This window comes from Vreelandella sp. ssv (assembly GCF_059448525.1).
In genome coordinates this window covers 3,449,198-3,470,691 of the sequence record NZ_CM182545.1, presented here as the reverse complement: position 1 = coordinate 3,470,691, position 21,494 = coordinate 3,449,198, and the positions used below count along the sequence as shown (strand labels likewise).

General features: G+C 53.7%; 20 protein-coding genes, 3 tRNA genes and 2 rRNA genes. 14 read left to right on the top strand and 11 right to left on the bottom strand.

Annotated features, from left to right (window positions below; translation table 11 throughout):
- Positions 1 to 94: 94 nt before the first annotated feature.
- Together AC5TBW_RS15850 and rrf are read left to right on the top strand one after the other, a co-directional pair.
- Positions 95 to 2,986, top strand: a 23S ribosomal RNA gene (locus AC5TBW_RS15850).
- A 139-nt stretch (positions 2,987 to 3,125) separates the two neighbouring features.
- Positions 3,126 to 3,241, top strand: a 5S ribosomal RNA gene (rrf, locus tag AC5TBW_RS15845).
- Positions 3,242 to 3,483: 242 nt separating this feature from the next.
- Here rrf and hisC read toward each other — a convergent pair.
- Positions 3,484 to 4,545 (bottom strand): histidinol-phosphate transaminase, encoded by a 1,062-nt coding sequence (gene hisC, locus AC5TBW_RS15840; RefSeq protein WP_495509478.1) that lies wholly within the window; start codon positions 4,543 to 4,545, stop codon positions 3,484 to 3,486.
- Positions 4,546 to 4,712: 167 nt separating this feature from the next.
- On the opposite strand from hisC, the gene AC5TBW_RS15835 reads away from it, so the two are divergent.
- From AC5TBW_RS15835 to mnmH, 4 genes are all read left to right on the top strand, one after another.
- A complete protein-coding gene (locus AC5TBW_RS15835; RefSeq protein WP_495509477.1) occupies positions 4,713 to 5,159 on the top strand; it encodes a copper resistance protein NlpE N-terminal domain-containing protein in 447 nt (148 codons plus the stop codon).
- A 165-nt stretch (positions 5,160 to 5,324) separates the two neighbouring features.
- Positions 5,325 to 6,695 (top strand): DNA repair protein RadA, encoded by a 1,371-nt coding sequence (radA, locus tag AC5TBW_RS15830; protein ID WP_495511978.1) that lies wholly within the window; start codon positions 5,325 to 5,327, stop codon positions 6,693 to 6,695.
- A 56-nt stretch (positions 6,696 to 6,751) separates the two neighbouring features.
- Complete coding sequence (gene selD, locus AC5TBW_RS15825) at positions 6,752 to 7,789, top strand: selenide, water dikinase SelD (protein WP_495509476.1); 1,038 nt, start codon at positions 6,752 to 6,754, stop codon at positions 7,787 to 7,789.
- Positions 7,786 to 8,874: a tRNA 2-selenouridine(34) synthase MnmH gene (mnmH, locus tag AC5TBW_RS15820; RefSeq protein WP_495509475.1), complete on the top strand. Its 1,089-nt coding sequence runs from the start codon at positions 7,786 to 7,788 to the stop codon at positions 8,872 to 8,874. Before selD ends, mnmH begins: the two co-directional genes overlap by 4 nt.
- Before the next feature lie 18 nt (positions 8,875 to 8,892).
- Here the strand turns inward: mnmH and AC5TBW_RS15815 are convergent, their stop codons facing one another.
- On the bottom strand, positions 8,893 to 9,582 hold the full coding sequence (locus tag AC5TBW_RS15815; RefSeq protein WP_495509474.1) for a type 1 glutamine amidotransferase: 690 nt from the start codon (positions 9,580 to 9,582) through the stop codon (positions 8,893 to 8,895).
- Between the two features lie 124 nt (positions 9,583 to 9,706).
- Between AC5TBW_RS15815 and AC5TBW_RS15810 the strand changes: the two genes are divergently transcribed.
- A complete protein-coding gene (locus AC5TBW_RS15810) occupies positions 9,707 to 10,309 on the top strand; it encodes a YjaG family protein (protein ID WP_495509473.1) in 603 nt (200 codons plus the stop codon).
- Between the two features lie 87 nt (positions 10,310 to 10,396).
- On the opposite strand, the gene hisF is transcribed toward AC5TBW_RS15810, so the two are convergent.
- The 4 genes from hisF to hisB all read right to left on the bottom strand — a co-directional run bounded on the left by hisF (position 10,397) and on the right by hisB (position 13,236).
- Complete coding sequence (hisF, locus tag AC5TBW_RS15805; RefSeq protein WP_008957631.1) at positions 10,397 to 11,170, bottom strand: imidazole glycerol phosphate synthase subunit HisF; 774 nt, start codon at positions 11,168 to 11,170, stop codon at positions 10,397 to 10,399.
- Entirely contained in the window at positions 11,167 to 11,913 is a 747-nt protein-coding gene (gene hisA / locus AC5TBW_RS15800; RefSeq protein ID WP_495509472.1) for a 1-(5-phosphoribosyl)-5-[(5-phosphoribosylamino)methylideneamino]imidazole-4-carboxamide isomerase, read from the bottom strand. The genes hisF and hisA overlap by 4 nt, the downstream gene beginning before the upstream one ends.
- Positions 11,914 to 11,924: 11 nt before the next feature.
- On the bottom strand, positions 11,925 to 12,566 hold the full coding sequence (hisH, locus tag AC5TBW_RS15795; protein WP_495509471.1) for an imidazole glycerol phosphate synthase subunit HisH: 642 nt from the start codon (positions 12,564 to 12,566) through the stop codon (positions 11,925 to 11,927).
- 76 nt (positions 12,567 to 12,642) lie between these two features.
- Positions 12,643 to 13,236, bottom strand: coding sequence for an imidazoleglycerol-phosphate dehydratase HisB (hisB, locus tag AC5TBW_RS15790; RefSeq protein WP_495509470.1), 594 nt, complete (start codon positions 13,234 to 13,236; stop codon positions 12,643 to 12,645).
- 230 nt (positions 13,237 to 13,466) lie between these two features.
- Here hisB and AC5TBW_RS15785 point away from each other — a divergent pair, with 230 nt between their 5' ends.
- The 7 genes from AC5TBW_RS15785 to AC5TBW_RS15755 all read left to right on the top strand — a co-directional run bounded on the left by AC5TBW_RS15785 (position 13,467) and on the right by AC5TBW_RS15755 (position 18,333).
- On the top strand, positions 13,467 to 13,949 hold the full coding sequence (locus tag AC5TBW_RS15785; RefSeq protein ID WP_495509469.1) for an acetyl-CoA sensor PanZ family protein: 483 nt from the start codon (positions 13,467 to 13,469) through the stop codon (positions 13,947 to 13,949).
- Entirely contained in the window at positions 13,950 to 16,289 is a 2,340-nt protein-coding gene (locus AC5TBW_RS15780; protein ID WP_495509468.1) for an AsmA family protein, read from the top strand.
- A 111-nt stretch (positions 16,290 to 16,400) separates the two neighbouring features.
- The gene (gene mutY / locus AC5TBW_RS15775) at positions 16,401 to 17,495 is read left to right on the top strand and encodes an A/G-specific adenine glycosylase (RefSeq protein WP_495509467.1); all 1,095 of its coding nucleotides are present in this window, start codon (positions 16,401 to 16,403) and stop codon (positions 17,493 to 17,495) included.
- Between the two features lie 58 nt (positions 17,496 to 17,553).
- Positions 17,554 to 17,829 (top strand): oxidative damage protection protein, encoded by a 276-nt coding sequence (locus AC5TBW_RS15770; RefSeq protein ID WP_008957624.1) that lies wholly within the window; start codon positions 17,554 to 17,556, stop codon positions 17,827 to 17,829.
- 199 nt (positions 17,830 to 18,028) lie between these two features.
- Positions 18,029 to 18,104, top strand: a tRNA-Phe gene (locus AC5TBW_RS15765).
- Positions 18,105 to 18,110: 6 nt separating this feature from the next.
- Positions 18,111 to 18,185: transfer RNA gene (locus tag AC5TBW_RS15760), tRNA-Gln, on the top strand.
- A gap of 72 nt (positions 18,186 to 18,257) precedes the next feature.
- Positions 18,258 to 18,333: transfer RNA gene (locus AC5TBW_RS15755), tRNA-Thr, on the top strand.
- Positions 18,334 to 18,550: 217 nt separating this feature from the next.
- Here AC5TBW_RS15755 and AC5TBW_RS15750 read toward each other — a convergent pair.
- The 5 genes from AC5TBW_RS15750 to AC5TBW_RS15730 form a co-directional block, all read right to left on the bottom strand.
- Positions 18,551 to 18,826: a hypothetical protein gene (locus AC5TBW_RS15750; protein ID WP_495509466.1), complete on the bottom strand. Its 276-nt coding sequence runs from the start codon at positions 18,824 to 18,826 to the stop codon at positions 18,551 to 18,553.
- Positions 18,827 to 18,922: 96 nt separating this feature from the next.
- A complete protein-coding gene (locus AC5TBW_RS15745; RefSeq protein ID WP_495509465.1) occupies positions 18,923 to 19,168 on the bottom strand; it encodes a hypothetical protein in 246 nt (81 codons plus the stop codon).
- Between the two features lie 611 nt (positions 19,169 to 19,779).
- Positions 19,780 to 20,928: a site-specific integrase gene (locus AC5TBW_RS15740; RefSeq protein ID WP_495509464.1), complete on the bottom strand. Its 1,149-nt coding sequence runs from the start codon at positions 20,926 to 20,928 to the stop codon at positions 19,780 to 19,782.
- Entirely contained in the window at positions 20,925 to 21,134 is a 210-nt protein-coding gene (locus AC5TBW_RS15735; RefSeq protein WP_495509463.1) for a hypothetical protein, read from the bottom strand. The genes AC5TBW_RS15740 and AC5TBW_RS15735 overlap by 4 nt, the downstream gene beginning before the upstream one ends.
- A 138-nt stretch (positions 21,135 to 21,272) precedes the next feature.
- The gene (locus tag AC5TBW_RS15730; RefSeq protein ID WP_495509462.1) at positions 21,273 to 21,494 is read right to left on the bottom strand and encodes a TraR/DksA C4-type zinc finger protein; all 222 of its coding nucleotides are present in this window, start codon (positions 21,492 to 21,494) and stop codon (positions 21,273 to 21,275) included.

The window sequence follows — 21,494 nt, the reverse complement described above, 5'->3', positions numbered from 1 at the left end:
TCGCAAGAAGTGCTCTTAAATTGTGATACGTCTCAAGCGTATCCGGCAAAATGAAACGTGATTATTGCGACATCCAGACTCCTTCGGGTTATAGGGTCAAGCAATTAAGCGCACACGGTGGATGCCTAGGCAGTCAGAGGCGATGAAAGACGTGGTAGCCTGCGATAAGGTTCGGTGAGGTGGCAACAACCTGTGACCCGGACATCTCTGAATGGGGAAACCCACTGGCCATAAGGTCAGTATCTTACACTGAATACATAGGTGTAAGAGGCGAACCAGGGGAACTGAAACATCTAAGTACCCTGAGGAAAAGAAATCAACCGAGATTCCCCTAGTAGCGGCGAGCGAACGGGGACCAGCCCTTAAGCATGTGAATGATTAGGCGAACAGATTGGGAAGTCTGGCCGTAGCGGGTGATAGCCCCGTAGTCGAAAATCTGATCATGTGAAATCGAGTAGGTCGGGGCACGAGAAACCTTGACTGAAGACGGGGGGACCATCCTCCAAGGCTAAATACTCCTGACTGACCGATAGTGAACCAGTACCGTGAGGGAAAGGCGAAAAGAACCCCGGAGAGGGGAGTGAAATAGATCCTGAAACCGTGTGCGTACAAGCAGTAGGAGCAGACTTGTTCTGTGACTGCGTACCTTTTGTATAATGGGTCAGCGACTTATATTCAGTGGCGAGGTTAACCGTATAGGGGAGCCGTAGGGAAACCGAGTCTTAACTGGGCGACACAGTCGCTGGATATAGACCCGAAACCGAGCGATCTATCCATGAGCAGGGTGAAGATTGAGTAACATCAATTGGAGGCCCGAACCAGGATCTGTTGAAAAAGATTTGGATGACTTGTGGATCGGAGTGAAAGGCTAATCAAGCTCGGAGATAGCTGGTTCTCCTCGAAAGCTATTTAGGTAGCGCCTCACGTAGTACCGCCGGGGGTAGAGCACTGTTTCGGCTAGGGGGTCATCCCGACTTACCAACCCGAGGCAAACTCCGAATACCGGTGAGTAACGCGTGGGAGACACACGGCGGGTGCTAACGTCCGTCGTGAAAAGGGAAACAACCCAGACCGTCAGCTAAGGTCCCGAAATCCTGGTTAAGTGGGAAACGATGTGGGAAGGCTCAGACAGCTAGGAGGTTGGCTTAGAAGCAGCCATCCTTTAAAGAAAGCGTAATAGCTCACTAGTCGAGTCGGCCTGCGCGGAAGATGTAACGGGGCTAAACCAGGTACCGAAGCTACGGGTTCATCCTTAGGGATGAGCGGTAGAGGAGCGTCGTGTACGCCAATGAAGGTGGATTGAGAAGTCTGCTGGAGGTATCACGAGTGCGAATGCTGACATGAGTAACGATAAAGGGAGTGAAAAACTCCCTCGCCGGAAGACCAAGGGTTTCTGTTCGACGCTAATCGGAGCAGAGTGAGTCGGCCCCTAAGGCGAGGCCGAAAGGCGTAGTCGATGGGAAACGGGTCAATATTCCCGTACCGGACATGGTTGCGATGGGGGGACGAAGAAGGCTAGGTGAGCCAGGCGTTGGTTGTCCTGGTGAAAGTGAGTAGGCTTGGATCTTAGGTAAATCCGGGATCCTTTAAGGCCGAGACACGAGATGAACTGACCACGGTCAGGAAGTCACTGATGCCACGCTTCCAGGAAAAGCCTCTAAGCTTCAGATCATGTGCGACCGTACCCCAAACCGACACAGGTGGTCAGGGTGAGAATCCCAAGGCGCTTGAGAGAACTCGGGTGAAGGAACTAGGCAAAATGGTGCCGTAACTTCGGGAGAAGGCACGCCGGCGTAGGGTGAAGAGACTTGCTCTCCTAGCCCGAACCGGTCGAAGATACCAGGTGGCTGCAACTGTTTATTAAAAACACAGCACTCTGCTAACGCGCAAGCGGACGTATAGGGTGTGACGCCTGCCCGGTGCCGGAAGGTTAAATGATGGTGTTAGCCGCAAGGCGAAGCTCTTGATTGAAGCCCCGGTAAACGGCGGCCGTAACTATAACGGTCCTAAGGTAGCGAAATTCCTTGTCGGGTAAGTTCCGACCTGCACGAATGGCGTAATGATGGCCACGCTGTCTCCACCCGAGACTCAGTGAAATTGAAATCGCCGTGAAGATGCGGTGTACCCGCGGCTAGACGGAAAGACCCCGTGAACCTTTACTATAGCTTCACACTGGACGCTGATGTTGCCTGTGTAGGATAGCTGGGAGGCTTTGAACTCTGGACGCCAGTTCGGAGGGAGCCAACCTTGAAATACCAGCCTGGCATCATTGGCGTTCTCACTCAGGTCCGTTATCCGGATCGAGGACAGTGTGTGGTGGGTAGTTTGACTGGGGCGGTCTCCTCCTAAAGAGTAACGGAGGAGCACGAAGGTACCCTCAGCACGGTCGGACATCGTGCATTGAGTGCAAGAGCATAAGGGTGCTTGACTGCGAGACAGACACGTCGAGCAGGTGCGAAAGCAGGTTCTAGTGATCCGGTGGTTCTGTATGGAAGGGCCATCGCTCAACGGATAAAAGGTACTCCGGGGATAACAGGCTGATACCGCCCAAGAGTTCACATCGACGGCGGTGTTTGGCACCTCGATGTCGGCTCATCACATCCTGGGGCTGAAGTCGGTCCCAAGGGTATGGCTGTTCGCCATTTAAAGTGGTACGCGAGCTGGGTTTAGAACGTCGTGAGACAGTTCGGTCCCTATCTGCCGTGGGCGTTGGATGTTTGAGAAGGGCTGCTCCTAGTACGAGAGGACCGGAGTGGACGACCCTCTGGTGTTCCGGTTGTCACGCCAGTGGCATTGCCGGGTAGCTATGGTCGGACGGGATAACCGCTGAAAGCATCTAAGCGGGAAGCCCCCTTCAAGATGAGACATCCCTGAGGCCTAGAGCCTCCTGAAGGGCCCAGCGAGACCAGCTGGTTGATAGGCACGGTGTGGAAGCGCTGCAAGGCGTTGAGCTAACGTGTACTAATGGCCCGTGAGGCTTGACCCTATAACACCCAAGGGGTCTGGTCGTGATGATGACGTGAAGGAACCGGATACGCAGCGTGTGGCCCCGGCAACCGCCAGGGCGGCAGGCAGTGAGACGATCACAATGTAGCAATAGTCAGCATGATATATAGCCAGTTACGCCTGACGACCATAGCACGCGTGAACCACCTGATCCCTTGCCGAACTCAGTAGTGAAACCGCTTAGCGCCGATGGTAGTGTGGGGTCTCCCCATGCGAGAGTAGGTCATCGTCAGGCACCTATACCGTACCCCAGCTTCGAAAGAAGCTGGGGTATTTTTATTGTGCGCAAGACAACAAGGGGTCTCCCCAGGGAGAGTCCCGGAGCGCCGGCCGCCGGATGGCCGGCCCAGCCATCGTCAGGCACCTATACCACGAAGAACCCAGCCACCCGGCTGGGTTTTTTGTGTGCGTGGAAGAAAAGATGCCAATAAAAAAGGCGGCTTGCGCCGCCCAGATAAAGACTTACAAATGAAAAGGTTAAGCGCAAATCGTCTCTAACGCTTCAATCAGGCTATCCATCTCATCATCGGTGCCGATGGTGATACGCAGGAAGTTGTTGAGGTCTGAGGTATTAAAATGACGCACCAGAATGCCCCGCTCGCGTAGGCCAGCAAATAGCTGAGCGCCTTCATAGTCAGGATGCTGGGCAAGCACGAAATTAGCCTTAGAGGGCAGCACCTCAAACCCTAGCGCTTTAAGGCGTTGACGAGTACGTTCACGAGTAGTGATGACATGCTCGCGGCAGGCTTCGAAATGCTCGACATCTTTCAGAGCAGCGATGCCTACTAAGCTTGCTAGGCTATCCACTGGGTAAGAGTTGAAAGAGTCTTTTACCCGCAGCAGGCCATCGATCAATTCCTCAGAGCCTATCGCATAACCCAACCGCAATCCTGCCAAACTGCGGGACTTAGAAAACGTACCGGTGACGAGCAGGTTAGGGTAGCGATCAATCAGCGTTACAGCACTCTCTGCGCCGAAATCGACATACGCCTCGTCTACCAACACGACTCGATCTGTGACGCGTTTAAGTAGCGCCTCTATCGTTGTGAGCGAGTGAGCGTGCCCGGTAGGAGCATTCGGGTTAGCGAAAATAACACCGCTGCGGTTGGTTTCCGACGCCAGCGCATCAATATCGACTTCCCACTGCTTATTGAGCGGATGCTTACGCAGCTCAACGCCATAAAGATTGGCGTAAACAGGATAAAAACTATAGGTAATGGCAGGCACATCAAGCGGTGCCTGATGGCAAAAGAAGGCCTGAAAAGCGAATGCCAGTACTTCATCGGAACCGTTGCCGACAAACACCTGGCTGCTAGCTACCTTGAACGTCTCCGCCAGCACTTCACGCAGCGCTTTAGAGGTAGGGTCAGGGTAGAGGCGCAGATGGTCTGTTGCATAATCGTGCAGGGCCTTACCGACGCCTGGAGCAGGTGGGTAAGGGTTTTCATTGGTGTTGAGCTTAACAAGCTTCTCGCGTGGCTGCTCACCGGGCACGTAAGGCGTAAGTTCGCGAACGGCCGGACTCCAGTATTGGCTCATGAGGGTAACCTGATTATCCTAGCAAGGTACGCCATGGTCGCTTGAAGGCTAGCTAAGCGCAAGCATTCGCGTCGCTAGGGGGTGTGCGTCGCACCTTGTAGCGGTTATGCTGTCACAAGTGCGCGTAAATAAATGTGATGTCCAACACGAGATTAAGGAGACACTCTATGCAACTTAAGAGTTTGCTGGCTGGTTCGGCTATGTTGGCACTGTTAGCTGGCTGCGCAAGTGGTCCGATGGAACAGCAGCAAGAAGAAGCGGCGACAGCACAGGCTAATTATCAAGGCTCGCTACCTTGCCGTAACTGCGATGGTATCGATCTGGATGTCACAATGATGGGTGACGATATGGGGGCAGCCGAGGAGCGCACCTTCACATTGAACGCGAGCTACCGTAATCACCCCCAAACACCCCCGGATGAAAACTACGCGGGTAATTGGGAAGTGCTGACCGGTACGCCGTCTGACCCAGATGCCACCGTTTACGAGCTGACGCCGGATGGCGATGGTCAGATCTATTACTTCATGCGTATTGATCAGAGCACACTGGAGCTAATTGACCCAGAGCGTCGTCGTTTTGAAAACGGTGAAATGCTGCAGTTAAAGCGTCAATAAGGCGTTAGCCAGTAGTAAAAAGGCGGCCACTGGCCGCCTTTTGTGTTTTTCGAGTCCAGTGGTTGTAAAGCGGGTGTTAGTTTAAATGGACCGTGGTCTTGGGTAGATTGGGCAACTCGGTGAATGTTGTCAGACAGCGAAAGTAACAGTAGGAGTGTAATGGCAGTGGCCAAAGCCAAAAGCGCCTTTGTATGCACTGAATGCGGCGCCGAATATCGCAAATGGCAGGGGCAGTGCAGCAGTTGCCAAGAGTGGAATACCCTTAGCGAGGTGCATTTAGCAAGCGCTAGGCCGGGAGGAGGCACCTCCCCCGGTCGTACAGGCTATGCGGGAGATCTTTCACGCGAAGTCATTGATCTCGGTAACGTGGATCTCAGCGAAGTACCCCGCATGAGTTCCACGTTCGCAGAGTTCGATCGCGTGCTAGGTGGAGGCCTGGTTCCTGGTTCGGCGGTACTACTCGGCGGTAACCCTGGGGCAGGTAAGTCGACGCTGCTGCTACAAACCGCCTGCAAACTGGCCCAGCAGCGCCGTATTCTCTATGTAACCGGAGAGGAGTCGCTCTCCCAGGTAGCCATGCGTGCCCATCGCCTACAGCTACCTACCAACGGCTTGAAAATGCTGGCTGAGACCAGCGTAGAGACTATTCTGGCGGTGGCCGAACGGGAGAAGCCAGAAATTCTGGTGATCGACTCGATCCAAACGATGCATTTAGAAGATATCAGCTCGGCACCCGGTGGCGTTGCCCAGGTACGCGAGTCGGCGGCTGCGTTAACGCGCTTCGCCAAGAAGACCAACACCGTTCTGCTATTGGTAGGGCATGTCACCAAGGACGGTTCGCTAGCCGGCCCTAAAGTACTTGAGCATATGATCGATGCCTCGCTTTTATTAGAAGGCGGCGCAGACTCACGCTTTCGCACTCTGCGGGGTCAAAAAAATCGCTTTGGCGCCGTTAACGAGCTAGGCGTCTTCGCTATGCTTGAGCAGGGACTTAAAGAAGTCAAAAACCCCAGTGCGATCTTTCTTTCCCGGCAAGAGGTGCAGGCGCCCGGCAGTTTAGTCATGGTGGTTTGGGAAGGCACACGCCCGATTCTGGTGGAGGTACAGGCGCTGGTGGATGAGTCTGCGCTGGGTAACCCTCGCCGTGTCGCCGTCGGTGTTGATCAAAACCGTTTGGCCATGCTGCTGGCGGTACTTAATCGACACGGTGGATTGTTTACTGGCGACCAGGATGTGTTCTTGAACGTCGTCGGAGGCGTCAAAGTGCTCGAAACTAGCGCCGACCTCGCCGTGTTACTAGCGGTGGTGTCGAGTCTGCAAAACCGCGCGCTGCCCAAAGAGTTAGTGGTATTTGGTGAGGTTGGGCTGTCAGGCGAGATACGCCCGGTGCCCAGCGGCCAAGAGCGTATTGCCGAAGCGGCCAAGCATGGTTTTTTACGTGCCATCGTGCCGCGCAGTAATGCACCCAAGCAGGCGCCAAAGGGGATGGAAGTGATTGCTGTAGATAAACTCAGTGATGCGCTGGACGCCCTGTAGCTGGGGCGATACTGGGTTAAACTGATGATATTACCGAAGTGCCAAGGAGAGACACGATGAGTTCTATTCGCTTGACCCACTATAGCCACGGTGCAGGCTGTGGCTGCAAAATTGCCCCGGACGTGCTGGATGGGATTCTAGCTAAAGCGGGGCCAGCAGCAGGCCATAAGCAGCTTATTGTCGGCAATCAAGGGCGCGAAGATGCTGCTGTGTATGATCTGGGCGATGGCCGCGGCATGATCGCCACCACGGATTTCTTCATGCCGATTGTCGATGATCCCTTTGATTTTGGGCGCATCGCGGCGACCAATGCGATTAGCGATGTCTACGCCATGGGCGGCACGCCGGTGATGGCGTTAGGTATTTTAGGCTGGCCGCTGGATAAGCTTAGTGCTGAAGTCGCCGGTGATGTAATGGCCGGGGCGCAGGCGGTGTGTCGCGAATTAGGCGTTGCCTTAGCGGGCGGTCACTCCATTGATGCTCCAGAGCCGATTTTCGGGCTTGCTGTGAACGGTTTGGTTGACCTCACCAAGCTGAAGCTAAACAGCACCGCCAAGCCAGGCGATCTACTGTTTTTAACCAAGCCTTTGGGCGTGGGGTTGCTCACCACAGCTGAAAAGCGTGGCTTACTGGAAATAGGCCATCATGGTCTTGCCCGTGAAACCATGCTCAAGTCCAACAGCATTGGCGTAAAGCTTGCCGATGTGAAAGGGGTAAATGCCATGACCGATGTGACCGGTTTCGGGCTGGCTGGCCACCTTGCTGAAATGTGCCAGGCCAGTAACGTCATGGCCCAGATTGATTTCCGTAAGTTACCCCGTCTGGCCGAGGCAGAGTCCTACCGCCGCCAAGGCGCTGTGCCGGGCGGTACGCTGCGCAATCGTGATGCGCTGGGGGAGAGCCTGCCTGCCATGGATGAGGCTCACTGGCAGTGGCTGTGTGATCCACAAACCTCTGGCGGGCTGTTAATTAGCGTCGATCCTGCCTGGGAGGATGACGTTGAGCGCATTGGCCGCGAATTCGGCCTGTCATTACAGTCATTCGGTGTAATGAAAGCACGCCAAGGTAATGTTTCTATTGAGGTGGTCGGGTGACGCTAGCCACCCGACCAGCGGCATTAAGTCTAATCAAAGAAGAGCGGCCGCTAATAGATGTGCGCGCCCCGGTCGAATTTGCCCAGGGCGCACTGCCTGGTGCCGTCAATCTGCCGTTAATGATTGACGAGGAGCGCCATCAGGTGGGTATCGCTTATAAACAACAGGGCCAAGCCGCGGCAATTAAGCTAGGCGAACGCTTAGTCAGCGGTGAGGTCAAGCAAGCTCGAATTGCAGCGTGGCAGGCGTATTTAGCCGAGCATCCAGATGCATTGATTTACTGCTTTCGCGGTGGGCTGCGCTCACAAATTGCTCAGCAGTGGTTAGAAGATGTCGGCATCTCAATACCACGCTTGGAGGGTGGTTGGAAAGCCATGCGTCAAGCGCTATGTGAGCGTATTGAGACGGCCGCGCTGCAACCGATGCTGGTCGTCGCGGGGCTGACTGGGTGTGCAAAAACGACGCTGATTAATCAGCTCGATAACGGCATCGATCTGGAAGCCTATGCGCACCATAAAGGTTCCGCCTTCGGGCGGAGGCCTGAAGAGCCTGCCACACAAATAAATTTTGAGCACGCGCTGGCCAAACGATTAATCAGCTTAACCGAAGGGCTGATTATCGAAGACGAGTCCCGTCAGATTGGCAGTGCCAATATTCCCTTGAGCTTCTGGCGAGCATTGCAGCAAGCTCCCCGTATACGCATCGAAATGCCGCTGGATTGGCGTCTTGCTCAAATTCAGCAGGACTACATTATCGATTTAGAGCAGGCCTATGCTGCTCGCCATGGTGCCTATCAGGGCTGGCAACTGATGCAGGCGCAGTTAAGTAATGCGCTGATCCGTCTAGGCAAGCGTTTGGGAAATGCACGGCTGCAACGTTTGCAGCGGCTTCAAGCACTGGCGTTTAACGAACATGTCCACGGCAACCCCCAGGCCCATGAAGCGTGGCTTGCGCCACTGCTTACCGAGTACTACGACCCGCTCTACCGCTATCATTTAAACAAGCAGCGCGAGACTGCCCCGCCAGAAATCCATGTCGGCGATTGGGAGAGCTGCCTGGCGGTGGCCAGGCAGTGGAACAGATAATGGTTGTATGCGCTGCTGTTAGTTCGTTTTTAACCACTGGGTCATCACGCGGTCAAGTAACGGCGCTAGATGAGTGAAGCGATTGGAATCCTCAAGGATTTGCGCATCGTCCTGAACATAGCGGGCGGCGGCAGATGAGGCGCTGGGTCGTTCGACGTTGCTCAACAGGTGGTTAACGCTGGCAGGCGTGGCTTCCAAATGGCACAGCAGGCTAACGACGCGACCTCTATCCCAGGTAAACCCCTGCAGCGGTGCTGCTTCACTGCCACCCAGGGAAAAAGCATCATCGGGCAAGCTAAAGACATAGCGATGCCACATAAACGCGCTAAAAGTCTCGGGCAAATCCAGTGAGCTTTCCGGCGCCAGGGTGACCGTATGCCAGCCTGTTTCGGCGTAAGTGCCCGGGGCTACCACTGCGCCGAGTGCTTGCGCTATCCAGTGAGCGCCAATGCCAATCCCCAATAACGGTTTTTGACCATCCAGGTAGCGGTTGATCAGTTTATCTTCAGCTTTAAACCAAGAGGGTGGTTGGCTGAGTAACGTCTCAGGCCCATCAAGTACAATCAGTGCATCGGATTCGTTCGGGCGGGGCGTTAACTCGCCAGCATAGAGATGAAAAACGGTGTAACTATGGCCCATACTGGTAAGCCAGTCGGTTAAACGGGCGGGTCCATGGTCAGGGCCGTGCTGTAGCAGATGAATATGCATGGTAATCTCCTCGCCGGCCGTACAATCATCAAAGCGCTGAGGGGATCGCCCCAAGCGCAGAGAGACGATAACGTACCCGCTACATTTCACCAATATCCCACGTAATGTGATCCAGGAAATCAGTATGGTGCCGAAACCCCAGGGCTTTTACTTACGGCTGCAAGAACTCCCACTACCGGCCCAGCAAGCCTTTATGGCGGCGCTATGTGAGCGTTTGCTGCCGAACTATGTGCTGTATGAGCAAACCACAGGCCAGGGCGATAGCCATACGCTACGTACCGTGCTGAGTTTGGTGTGGGAACGGCTTATTGTCCCCAATGCCAGTATCGACTTCGCTCGCCAAGCGGAGAAGCTCGCCGAATGTGAGCCTTCCGAAGAGGACGACAGCTTTGGCGCTCGGCGTGCTCTGGATGCAGTGGTATCGGTCTCGGCGCTGCTGGACACCCTACAAGGCGATTCCCCAGAGGCGGTGCTGGATGTTAGCCGCACATCCCGAGCGGGCGTGCGCGCCTTTATAGAGCTTACTGAAGGCGAGGTTGACGCACAGAAACTGGCGCTGATTATTCGCGACCACCCGTTGATGGCCGACGAGAACGACTTTCAGGATGCCGTTTTGGAAATGGTCAGCGAACCTTTGGATAAAGCGGCACTAAAAGAGGTTCGAGAATTAGGGCGTAACGGTGGGATCAGTAATCTTGGCTTATCGCTTGAGGATACCGGGGCTTAAAGCCCCGGCAGGCTTAGGTCTTAAAGGCTACGTTCGTAAAGACTATGTTCGTAAAGACTATGTTCTTAAAGACTATGTTCTTAAAGACTAAAGCCGCATTTCGATACCACGTTCGGCCATGTAGCGCTTTGCTTCAGGGATGGTGTATTCGCCAAAGTGGAAAATGCTGGCGGCAAGCACCGCGTCGGCACCCCCTTTCAGTACGCCATCTACCAGGTGATCCAGGTTGCCCACACCACCTGAGGCAATCACCGGAACGCTAACCGCTTCGGAAATCGCGTGGGTCACGCCCAGATCAAAGCCGATCTTGGTGCCGTCGCGATCCATGCTGGTGAGCAGCAGTTCGCCTGCCCCGAATTCAACCATCTTCTTTGCCCACTCAACGGCGTCTAGGCCTGTGGGGCGGCGGCCGCCGTGGGTGAATATCTCCCAGCGCGGCGTTTCGCCCTCTTTCGAGACGCGCTTGGCATCGATCGCCACCACAATGCACTGGCTACCGAAGCGCTCGGCAGCTTCGCGCACAAACTCAGGGTTGGTGACCGCGGCGGTGTTGATCGAGACTTTATCCGCTCCTGCGTTTAGCATGGTGCGAATATCGTCACAGCTTCGAATGCCGCCGCCGACGGTGAGAGGAATAAACACTTCGCCAGCGATACGCTCAACCATTTCCACGGTGGTATCGCGGTCTTCGTGACTGGCGGTAATATCGAGAAAGGTGATCTCGTCGGCGCCCTGCTGGTTATAGCGCTGGGCAATCTCTACCGGGTCACCGGCATCGCGAATGCCGACAAAATTAACGCCTTTGACCACGCGTCCGGCGTCTACGTCCAAGCAGGGGATAATGCGTTTGGTAAGGCTCATAAACCGCCTCCCGTCAGTTGGTCGCTCAATCGCTGTGCTTCGGCAACATCCAGGCTGCCTTCGTAAATTGCCCGGCCAGTAATTGCGCCCAAAATGCCGCTATCGGCCACTGCGCAGAGTGCTTTGATGTCGTCCAGATTGGTCACACCGCCCGAGGCAATCACCGGCAAGCCGCCTTCACGGGCAAGCGCAGCGGTGGCTTCTACGTTAACGCCTTGCATCATGCCGTCGCGGGCAATGTCGGTGTAGACGATGCTGGAGACGCCGTCGTTAGCGAAACGTTTGGCCAGTTCGGTGGCTTTAACCGTGGAGACCTCAGCCCAACCATCGGTGGCGACATAGCCATCTTTAGCATCAAGTCCAACAATCACATGGCCCGGAAAGGCGCGGCACATTTCGCCCACAAAAGCGGGTTCTTTCACCGCTTTGGTGCCGATAATGACGTACGAAACACCGGCGCTTAAGTAGTGCTCAATAGTTTCCGCACTACGAATACCGCCACCAATTTGAATCGGCAGTTTGGGGTAGGCGCGGGCGATAGCCGTGACGGCGTCACCGTTCACCGGTTTGCCTTCAAAGGCGCCGTTTAAGTCCACCAAGTGGAGGCGGCGGGCGCCTGCCTCCACCCAGCGTGCCGCCATGGCCACCGGGTCATCGCCGTAGGAGGTCGCGTCTTCCATGCGACCCTGCTTCAACCGGACACACTGACCGTCTTTGAGATCAATAGCGGGAATTACCAACATACAAAATCCTCTCAGGGCGTCCAGGTGACAAAGTTTTCAAGCAGGCGAAGGCCCGCGCGGGAGCTTTTTTCCGGGTGAAACTGCACCGCGAAGGTTGAGTCACGACCAATCGCGACATGGGCGCTTACCTTGCCGTATTGGGTCGTACCAAACACCTGGGTATCGTCATCCGCATTCACGTAATAGCTGTGCACGAAGTAGAAGTGCTCACGGTTATCAATACCTGCCCACAGAGGGTGGTCGTGATGCTGTTCAACCACATTCCAGCCCATGTGCGGGACTTTCAAACGCTGCTCGTGGTCGTCGCGCATATCACCAGGGAAACGGTCGACACTGCCTTTAAAAAAGCCCAGGCACTCAACGCCGCCATTCTCTTCACTGCGTTCCAGCAACATCTGCTGACCCACGCAGATGCCCAGTAACGGCTTAGCCTGGCGTGTTAAAATATCGTCTACCAGCCCGCGTAACTCGGTGCGTTCAAGTTCACCAACGCAGTCACGAATGGCGCCTTGGCCTGGTAGTACCAGGCGCGTCGCGCCAAGAATGCGTCGCGGGTCACGGGTGATGACCACATTCTCATGCGTCACATGCTCCAGCGCCTTGGCCACAGAATGCAGGTTGCCCATTCCATAGTCGATCACAGCAATGGTCATGAAGCGCTCCTTGTGGAGGTAGAGGGGTAGTAGCTAGAGGCATCGCTCGTCACATAGCTCGTCACATAGCGCAGCATTACAAGCTCCCTTTGGTGGAGGGCATTTGGCCTGCCATACGTGAGTCTTCCGCCACGGCCATGCGCAGCGCTCGGCCAAAGGCTTTGAAGATCGTTTCTGCCTGATGGTGAGCATTAAAGCCTTTGATGTTGTCGATATGCAGCGTCACCCGGGCATGATTGACGAAGCCTTGGAAAAACTCCCAGAACAGCTGGGTATCCAAGCTACCGATGGTATCGCGAGTGAACTCAACATTCATATAGAGGCCTGGCCGACCTGAAAAGTCGATAACCACCCGTGAGAGCGCTTCATCAAGGGGGACGTAGGCATGACCATAGCGGTAGATACCGCGTTTATCGCCAATGGCTTTAAAAAAAGCTTGGCCTAGCGTAATACCCAGGTCTTCTACGGTATGGTGGTCGTCAATATGCAGGTCGCCAGTGGCATTGATGTCGAGATCAATCATCCCGTGGCGGGCAACTTGATCAAGCATATGATCCAAAAACGGAACACCGGTTTGGCAGCTAAGACGGCCTTCGCCGTCCAGATTGACGCTGACCTTAATCTGCGTTTCGTTGGTGTCACGGCTAACCGTGGCAATACGCGCTGACATGTTGCATCTCCTGCGCTAAGGCGCACTCTGAGGGCTAGCCCTGAGTAATGATCCTGAGAAATAATCGGTGGCTCTGTATCAACTTACCACCGTTTGATCAGGACATAACCTGTGGCGAAGCGACCATTATAGTGAATCGGCGCCCTCATCCGCTACAATGCGCGAAATGTAGCTGCAATCAATTGCGGCAGAAATAGCAGCCAAGCTGCTTTGGCGAAGAGGATTTCACCATGCCGGTGACACTGCACCATGTCGACCAGGCCCGTTGGGAGGCCGATGAACAGGTGCGCCTTGACCTAATGCGCATCTATGAGGATGCGCCCCAGGAGCGCATGCCCACCCCAACTGTGGAGCCATTTATCGAACAACATTTTAAAGGGCAGCACTTTTTTGCCTGTGCACTTTTCAATGACCGACTGCTAGGCGCTGTCGCTGTAAAAGAGGGCGAAGACCGGGCGTGGTGGCTGTCAGAACTCTGCGTGCGCAAAACCACACGCCGTCGTGGCGTAGGTTCTCGCTTAATGGCGCTGCTCGGCGAGCAAGCCAAACAGGAAAGCCGCGTACTGCGGATCGAAACGTCCAGCTTGCCACTGGCCGATCGCGTGCTGCTCTCCAAGCTAGGTTACCGGCCAATGGCCAATCCGGAAACTCAGGCGGCGGGGATGCCCGCCACCAGCGATTTTGTTGAGTTAGACCCACAAGGGAAAGGGTAAATGAAACAGCTATTACGTATTTTGCTGGCAGCGGTCGGTATTCTTGCCATCGTCGCAGTTGCCGCCGTTGTCTATGTGACTACCTTTCTAGATCCTGAAGACTTCAAGCCACGCTTAACGGCTGTCGTTGAGGAGCAAACCGGGCTTAACTTAGCGCTGGAAGGCCCTATTAACTGGTCGTTCTATCCCCGTATTGGCGTTAGCGTAGAAAAGGCGCGAGCTTGGCTACCCGAACAGGCTGAAGATAGTGCTGCCTTTGCCGCGATTGATCGCGCAGAGGTGAGCGTGGCATTTGGCCCACTACTGCGTGGGGAAATTGCCGTTGATGGTCTTACGCTAGATGGGATGCGCCTTAATCTCGAGCGCGACGCTCAAGGTGAAGGCAACTGGGAACCTCTGTTAGAGCGGCTCTCAGAGCAGAGTGATGGCGGCGCAGCTGAAACGGTATTGGCACCTGCCAGTGCAGGCCCCAATGCGGATGCAGGAAGTCTAGAAGTGGTGTTGAGCATCGCCAGCGTTGAAGTGAAAAACGCTGATATTCGCTTCCGTGATGCGCAAACCGAAGCACTGTGGCGTATGCAACAACTGAATATCTCGGGCAGCAATGTTAATCCGCTGCGTGCCTTCCCGTTGAAGGCCATGTTTACGCTAACCAAGCATAATCGACTGGATGCCGAAGTCTTGGAGCGTGCTCCGGACCTGAGCAGTGAAATTAATCTTGAAACGCGAGTGCGGCTTGGCTTGGCGGATGAACTGTTCGTACTCGAAAATATGGCGCTGAGTACCCGCACAACATCGGGCGCAGAAAGTGAGCCACAACAGCTGAGCCTAAAAGCCGCTGAGCTGATTGCCCGCATGGGCGAGCAGCAGCTCTCTATTAAAGAGGGTTTGCTTGAAACGGGCCTGCGTAATGCTGAGAACTGGCAGGGCAGCTTGGCGCTGGCGCTTGCTTTTGGCCTAGAGGGTGATTGGCAGGCCCAAACGGCGCAGTTGAAAGACCTCCATCTGACCGGTCCGGATGGCCTAAGAGTCAGCGGGCATTTGAATGTTGAGCAACTACGTGATGCCCCCCGCTATCGTGGCCAACTGACTGCGGCTCCCTTTACGCTTCGCCCCTGGCTGGCCCGCGCTGGCGTTACGCTCACCACAGCAGGTGAGGCTGCTCTTAGCGATGTAGCCATGACCAGCCCTATTGAAGGTGATGCCGAGCAATTCTCGTTACCTAGCCTCTCGTTGGTAGTGGACGACAGCACCTTTACCGGTGAGCTATCGGCCGCGCTGGATGGCTCACGCATAGCGTTTGATTTGGCAGGTGACCAATTAGATCTAGATCGCTATCTGCCTGGTGAAGCCACCGCAAAACAGGCTAGCCGCGGCTTGCTTCGTAAAGCCTTTGCCCAGGATGCCAATACGCTAATACCGCAATCGCTTCTCAGTGGCCTGACGCTAGAGGGTGATTTGAGTGTTGATACTCTTGCCTTAGCAGGTCTGACCTTCAATAACCCGCGGCTACAGCTGAGAGGAAATAACGGTGTACACCGGTTAACGGCGTTTGAATCAGGTTTTTACGACGGTGAGCTTAGCGCCACCGGTCAAGTTGATGCTACCGAGTCTGTCATGGCATGGACACTTTCGCCGAACATTAACAACGTTCAGGTGGCACCATTGATTGAAACGATCAGCGGCGAAGAAACATCGCCTCTGCGTGGACGCATTGATTTATCTGGTGACCTTACCAGTCTGGGGAATACTCGCGAATCACTCATTAGCAATCTAAATGGTGAGCTAATGGCCCGACTAAACGATGGCGCTATTTTAAATACCAACATTTCCCAGCAAATGTGCGAGCTCGTGGCCCAGTTAGAAGGTGAAGGAACTCTGCGCGACTGGCACACAGATACTCGTTTTGAGCGCTTTGATGCTACCTTCCAAATCAGCAACGGCTTAGTAGAAAGTGACGATCTGTTGATTACCTTGCCCGGCATTGATGTTAGTGGCGAAGGTGAACTCAACCTTACCAGCTTGAACTTTGATACCCGCGCTAATGCTCGCTTGGTCGACACTGCCGATGCGGCCTGTGAAGTTAATCCGCGCTTGGAACAACTGCCACTGCCCGTTCGTTGCGAAGGCCATCTGGGCGATGAGCGCACCGAGTGGTGCCGCTTTGATCGTGAGATGTTCCAGACGGCTGTTGTCGACTTGCTACGCAACGAAGCAGGGGATCGCGTCAACAAAGAGCTGGAGGAGCGGATAGGCGACTCTTTAGATGAGCTGGATGAACGTCTGGGCGAGGGCGCCGGTCAAGAACTCCGTGACGGCCTGCGCAAACTGTTTAACTGAGCATTGATGCGCGATGTGAATGGATGCACTCATCGAAACAGTCAGTGCTGCGCCGGCCTAACCGCCGGCGCTTTTTATTGTCGTATACCAATTTCTGTTTAAGGAGCGTGCATGGCAGATATGCCCACCCCGCGGCTGGCGGCAAGTGAATTTCAGCAGCGCCTACTCGCTTGGTTTGATCGCCATGGTCGCCATGATTTGCCGTGGCAGTCGCCGAGGAGCGCTTATCGTGTATGGGTGTCTGAAATCATGCTGCAGCAAACTCAGGTTGCTACCGTTATTGGCTATTTTGAGCGGTTTATGACGCGCTTTCCGACCTTGGAAAGCCTCGCCAATGCACCGCAGGATGAAGTGCTGCACCTCTGGACCGGACTGGGCTATTACGCCCGTGCGCGCAATTTGCATAAGGCTGCCCAGGTGGCCATGGCGGAGCATAGTGGAAAGCTGCCCTGCGACAGCGTTGAGGCCCTAATGGCTCTTCCAGGCATTGGACGCTCCACCGCTGGCGCTATCGTTGCGCAGAGCACAGGGAAGCGGGCCGCGATTTTAGATGGCAATGTAAAACGCTCGCTCACTCGCCTGCATGCGGTTCCTGGCTGGCCGGGTAAGCCAGCGATAGAGCAAAAGCTGTGGGCGCTGGCGGAGTACTACACTCCCACAGAGCGCTTGGCGGATTACACCCAGGCAGTGATGGATTTTGGTGCCACACTCTGTAAACGCAGCACTCCGGACTGCCTAAGCTGTCCGTTTAACGATGTCTGTTTGGCCTATGCTCAAGGCGAACCAAAGCGCTACCCCGAATCCAAACCCAAAAAGGCATTGCCCACACGGCAAACCATTATGTTGATGCTACGCGACCCAGAAGGGCGAGTGTGGTTGGAGAAGCGTCCCCCTAGTGGCTTATGGGGTGGCTTATGGAGTTTGCCGCAGTTCGAGAAACACAGCGAGCTCAACGACTGGCTTGAAGCCAACGCTGTAAACCCAGAGCGTGAAAGTGCATCGCCCACCTTCTATCACACCTTCAGCCATTTTCGCCTAGAGATTACCCCGCAGCCAGTTAGCTGCGATAGGCTGGGCGGCGTCCGCGAAAGCGGCGTATGGTACGACGTTAACCATCCCCCCGCGCTGGGCTTAGCAGCCCCCGTCAAAACGTTGCTCAGCCAGCTAACGCCCTTTAGCCTCAACCCAACACCAGGGCACGCTTAAGCGTTTGCCAGTGATGGGATAAGATCATTGAATGAAATCGCAGAATCAGGAGTACGTTATGAGCAATACCGTTTTTTGCCGCAAGTACCAAAAAGAGCTAGAAGCACTGCCATTCCCACCCTTGCCGGGTAAGCAAGGTCAGGAGATTCAGGCCACCGTTTCGAAACCTGCCTGGGAGGCTTGGCAGTCACTACAAACTCGCCTGATCAATGAAAAACACCTCAACATGCTCGATCCCGAATCCCGTGCGTACCTAATGGAGCAGATGCAGCGCTTTTTGGACAACCAGGAAACCGACCAAGCCGAAGGCTATGTGCCACCCACGCAGGCATGAACGAAGGCCTGCTCTTCTAAGTGAGAGGTGGTTAGGTAGAGAGCTGACTCGTCATCAGTGGCTCTATATATGGGTGTAGAGAAGCCCGAGCCAGAGATGGCGCAGGACAAAAGACCTCTAAGCATCGGTATCGCAAGAAAGTTTCACAAAGGTGTTGACGGAAAGCGGCGTTTTTAGTTTAATACGCACCGTTGGCAGCGGCCAGATAGCTCAGTTGGTAGAGCAGGGGATTGAAAATCCCCGTGTCGGCGGTTCGATTCCGTCTCTGGCCACCACACTGCTGGGGTATCGCCAAGTGGTAAGGCACCGCTTTTTGGTAGCGGCATTCCCAGGTTCGAATCCTGGTACCCCAGCCATTTCCAACAAGATTTCTTGTTGATTGCAAAGCCTAGCAGCCACGCAATCATGTTCTCAAGAAAACGTGAAGCGCCGACATAGCTCAGTTGGTAGAGCAACTGACTTGTAATCAGTAGGTCCCGGGTTCGACTCCTGGTGTCGGCACCACTAGAAAGAGTGGTAAAAACAACACGTTAGAGAATTCAAAAGGCCACCTTTCTAGGTGGCCTTTTTCGTTTACGTAGAACTCTACATAGATCATCAAGAGCTTTCGCCACCTTTTTCAACTGACCACTGCCGAAATCGTACCGAAAAAATGACTAATCGTTGCAGGATTCTTCATTTTCCAGCGGGGAGTATGGTCAGCATCTTTATTTTGAATTTTTTAACCGCTGATTTTCAAAAGATGCCTAACTAAACCATCCCAGCCATCAGGGTGTTTTCTCGGTGCAATAAGTTTGCACAGATCCTCCCCCATCCTATCTATTCCTTCTGACTTGCCATACAAATGAACGTACTGTTCAGCCACCGTCTCTAAATCCTCAATTGTTCGCCTTCTCAGCTCATTGCTAGCTGATCGTTTTAATGCTTCAAGCTCATCTTCGGTTAGATCCTCAATGTTTTTATTTAGTAAAGATCCAGTTAGCTTGCTATCTGTCATTAGGCGCCTCATTTTTTAAATAATTTTCCGAATGGAATTGATTTTTTAGCTATTTATTTAATAGGTAGTGAGCTTTTTTTTATAAATTAATTTTGATTATTTTGGTGGCCCCGCTTCTAAAACCTTTTTAGTGAGTGTGTTAAACATTGAACTTATATCGCTTAGCTCTGATATATCAACTTTTGGTATTTTAATACTTGAGCGATCCACTAGCTGTGAAAGGTACTGAGCGGTCTTTTGAAGCTCAGGGTTATTTTCAACTTTTATTAAGTAACAAATCAAAAAACCATCGACCATAAAGAAAAACATGATACCTTCATGATATGTATCTCCCTTCTCCATTGTCATATCTATTATGCAATTTTTGATTACACTATCAGGTATGTTATTACTTTCCCCTGTGATTCTAACAACACAGATTTTGAAAAAATGATCGAGACGGAATTGATGATCTAAGCTTATACTTCTTCGTCGGAGGCAGTCGCGAACTACTGGGGCAAAATCGCCTAGTGTGAGATTTTGATACTGCGGTAGACTCGACTCACTTACCCGCCATAGGATGCTCATAAAATAAAGGTATATAAATCTGTATTTAAATTTTTTTATTTTGATGTAATCTGGCATCACCACAGTACTACTTCGAGGCTTAAAGAGCTGTGTTCCCTCCTTCTCGTAATTCTTGTCAATGAATTGCTCGCAATCGTGACAAAGCAACCTATCTTTTGGATCAGAATTTTCCAGTGTGGGTCGGGTTTCTTGATCGACCTTAACTTTGAGAAGCTGTCCCTGTCCTTTCTTTATATTTCGATAGTACGATCGGGGAATTATGTGTGATCGCCTTAAAGGCTTTGTCTCACCACACAGCTTGCAGCCTGGATCGATAACAGGTGTCGTGTTATCAATTTTTTTTTGATGTTTATTTCTTATTAGATTCACAGTTCAAATTACCTTTTTTAGTATTCTCCAGGATGATAAACCAGCGGGACGCTTAGGTCATAGGTGTCCATCATGGATGCCGAACGGTGGCCGCTGGCTTCTTGTTTTTCGTGGCGGTTGCCTTTGGTGTCGGTGATGCCGCGACGCTTTAGGTCATGAAGGCCGAAGCGCTCTTCTTTGGTAATTACCCCCTCGCTAATGGCCAGCCTGATAAGCCTCTGCCAAGCCGTGTCTAGGCCAGACTTTCGAAGCCAACCGCCGTCTGTTGCCACTATTAATGGGCGCCTCTCTGGGTGCATGGGTGTTGGCGTTCCTCTCGCGCTCCATATTGCCTCGCGGCGTTCAATCGCAGCATTCCAAGCGGCCGTTAAGCGTGGATACCAGCGGACGACATTATCACGGGAGCCTTTTCGGCGGTTGGTCATCACGCCATCGGCTGTGCTGTTGGCATCGCTGAGGGTTATCACTTCAATACCCCGTAACCTGCAGATATAGGCCAGCTCCATGACTAACCAAAGGTGCGTAGCACAAGCGCCTTTTTGACTGCGGGTCATCTGGCCACGTTCGCGTGCAAACTCGGTTAGGCGAGCAATGGTGTCTAGCTCTGGCAAACGGCGCTGTTTGCGCTCTTTGGCTGACTCAACGCCCTGTGCGGGGTTGCTGTCACAGTAACCGCGGTTAATTCCCCAGCGAAAAAGGCGACCTAAGTATCTCAATAGGTGGTTAGCCTTTGAGGGTGTGCCCTCGGCGGCGATCTTGTCTACTAATCGCTGCACTAGTGCCGGGGAGAATTGCGCGGTGGGCAGATCTCCCAGCGGTTTACCCAACTTGGTAGGTATTTCCAGCACGATGGCTCTGCAGTATTCATAATCTTTCTGGGTTTTGATGGCCAGCTCTTTAAGCTGTGCCGATTCGTGAAATTGTTTGGCCAGATAGCGCAGTGTGCGGCGGTCAATGCCGCTGCGCTGTTCCATGATTCGATGCAGCTCTGACAGTGTGGCATCGGCCCCGGCGATCCGCTCGGTTTTGAGTTTGCCCGCTTCATCGCGATATTGAACATACCAACGGCCCCGACCGCGCTTATCAAAATAAACGCCATTGGGAAGCTTTGACTGATTAATGTGTGACGGTATGTCGGGGCTGTGTTTTCGCGGGCGTGTTTTCATAAGATATCGCTAGGGCTTAGTTCTTTTCCTGGAACGGTTTCAATGCCGCCCGCCTTGTTGATTAGGTCGATTGTTGTCCAGGGGCCGCGTCTACCGTTAAAAACGACCACACCTTGTTCGCGCAGGCAGCGCGCCGCATCGGCGGGCCGTTGATAGCCGGTGATGGCTTTTAGCTCTTCACAGTCTATTACCTTTTGTAGGCTCATATCACACCCCAAAATCTGAGTAAGTGCTCCACTGCCAAATACCAGGCATAGGGAAATAGCGTTATCGAAAAGAACGTAGACCAAAAGCCCTTCGCCACTACCACTCCGAAGATCCAAAGGCCGATCATCAGAACCCCATTAAGATTGGCGAACATGTTTCCCCCTCATTTCACGAATGCCCTGGCACTCAATGCAGGTTGTAGCCCAGGGCGCGGCTTTGCGGCGCTTGGCGGGGATCTCGTATCCGCAGTCGTCGCACTCGGTGTTAGTGGCATGGGTGGCCAGCACGGCGCGGTTGGCCAGCGAGGCTTCCAGGCTTAGTTCGATGGTGACCGCGGCGCGGTCGGCGTTATCGGCCAT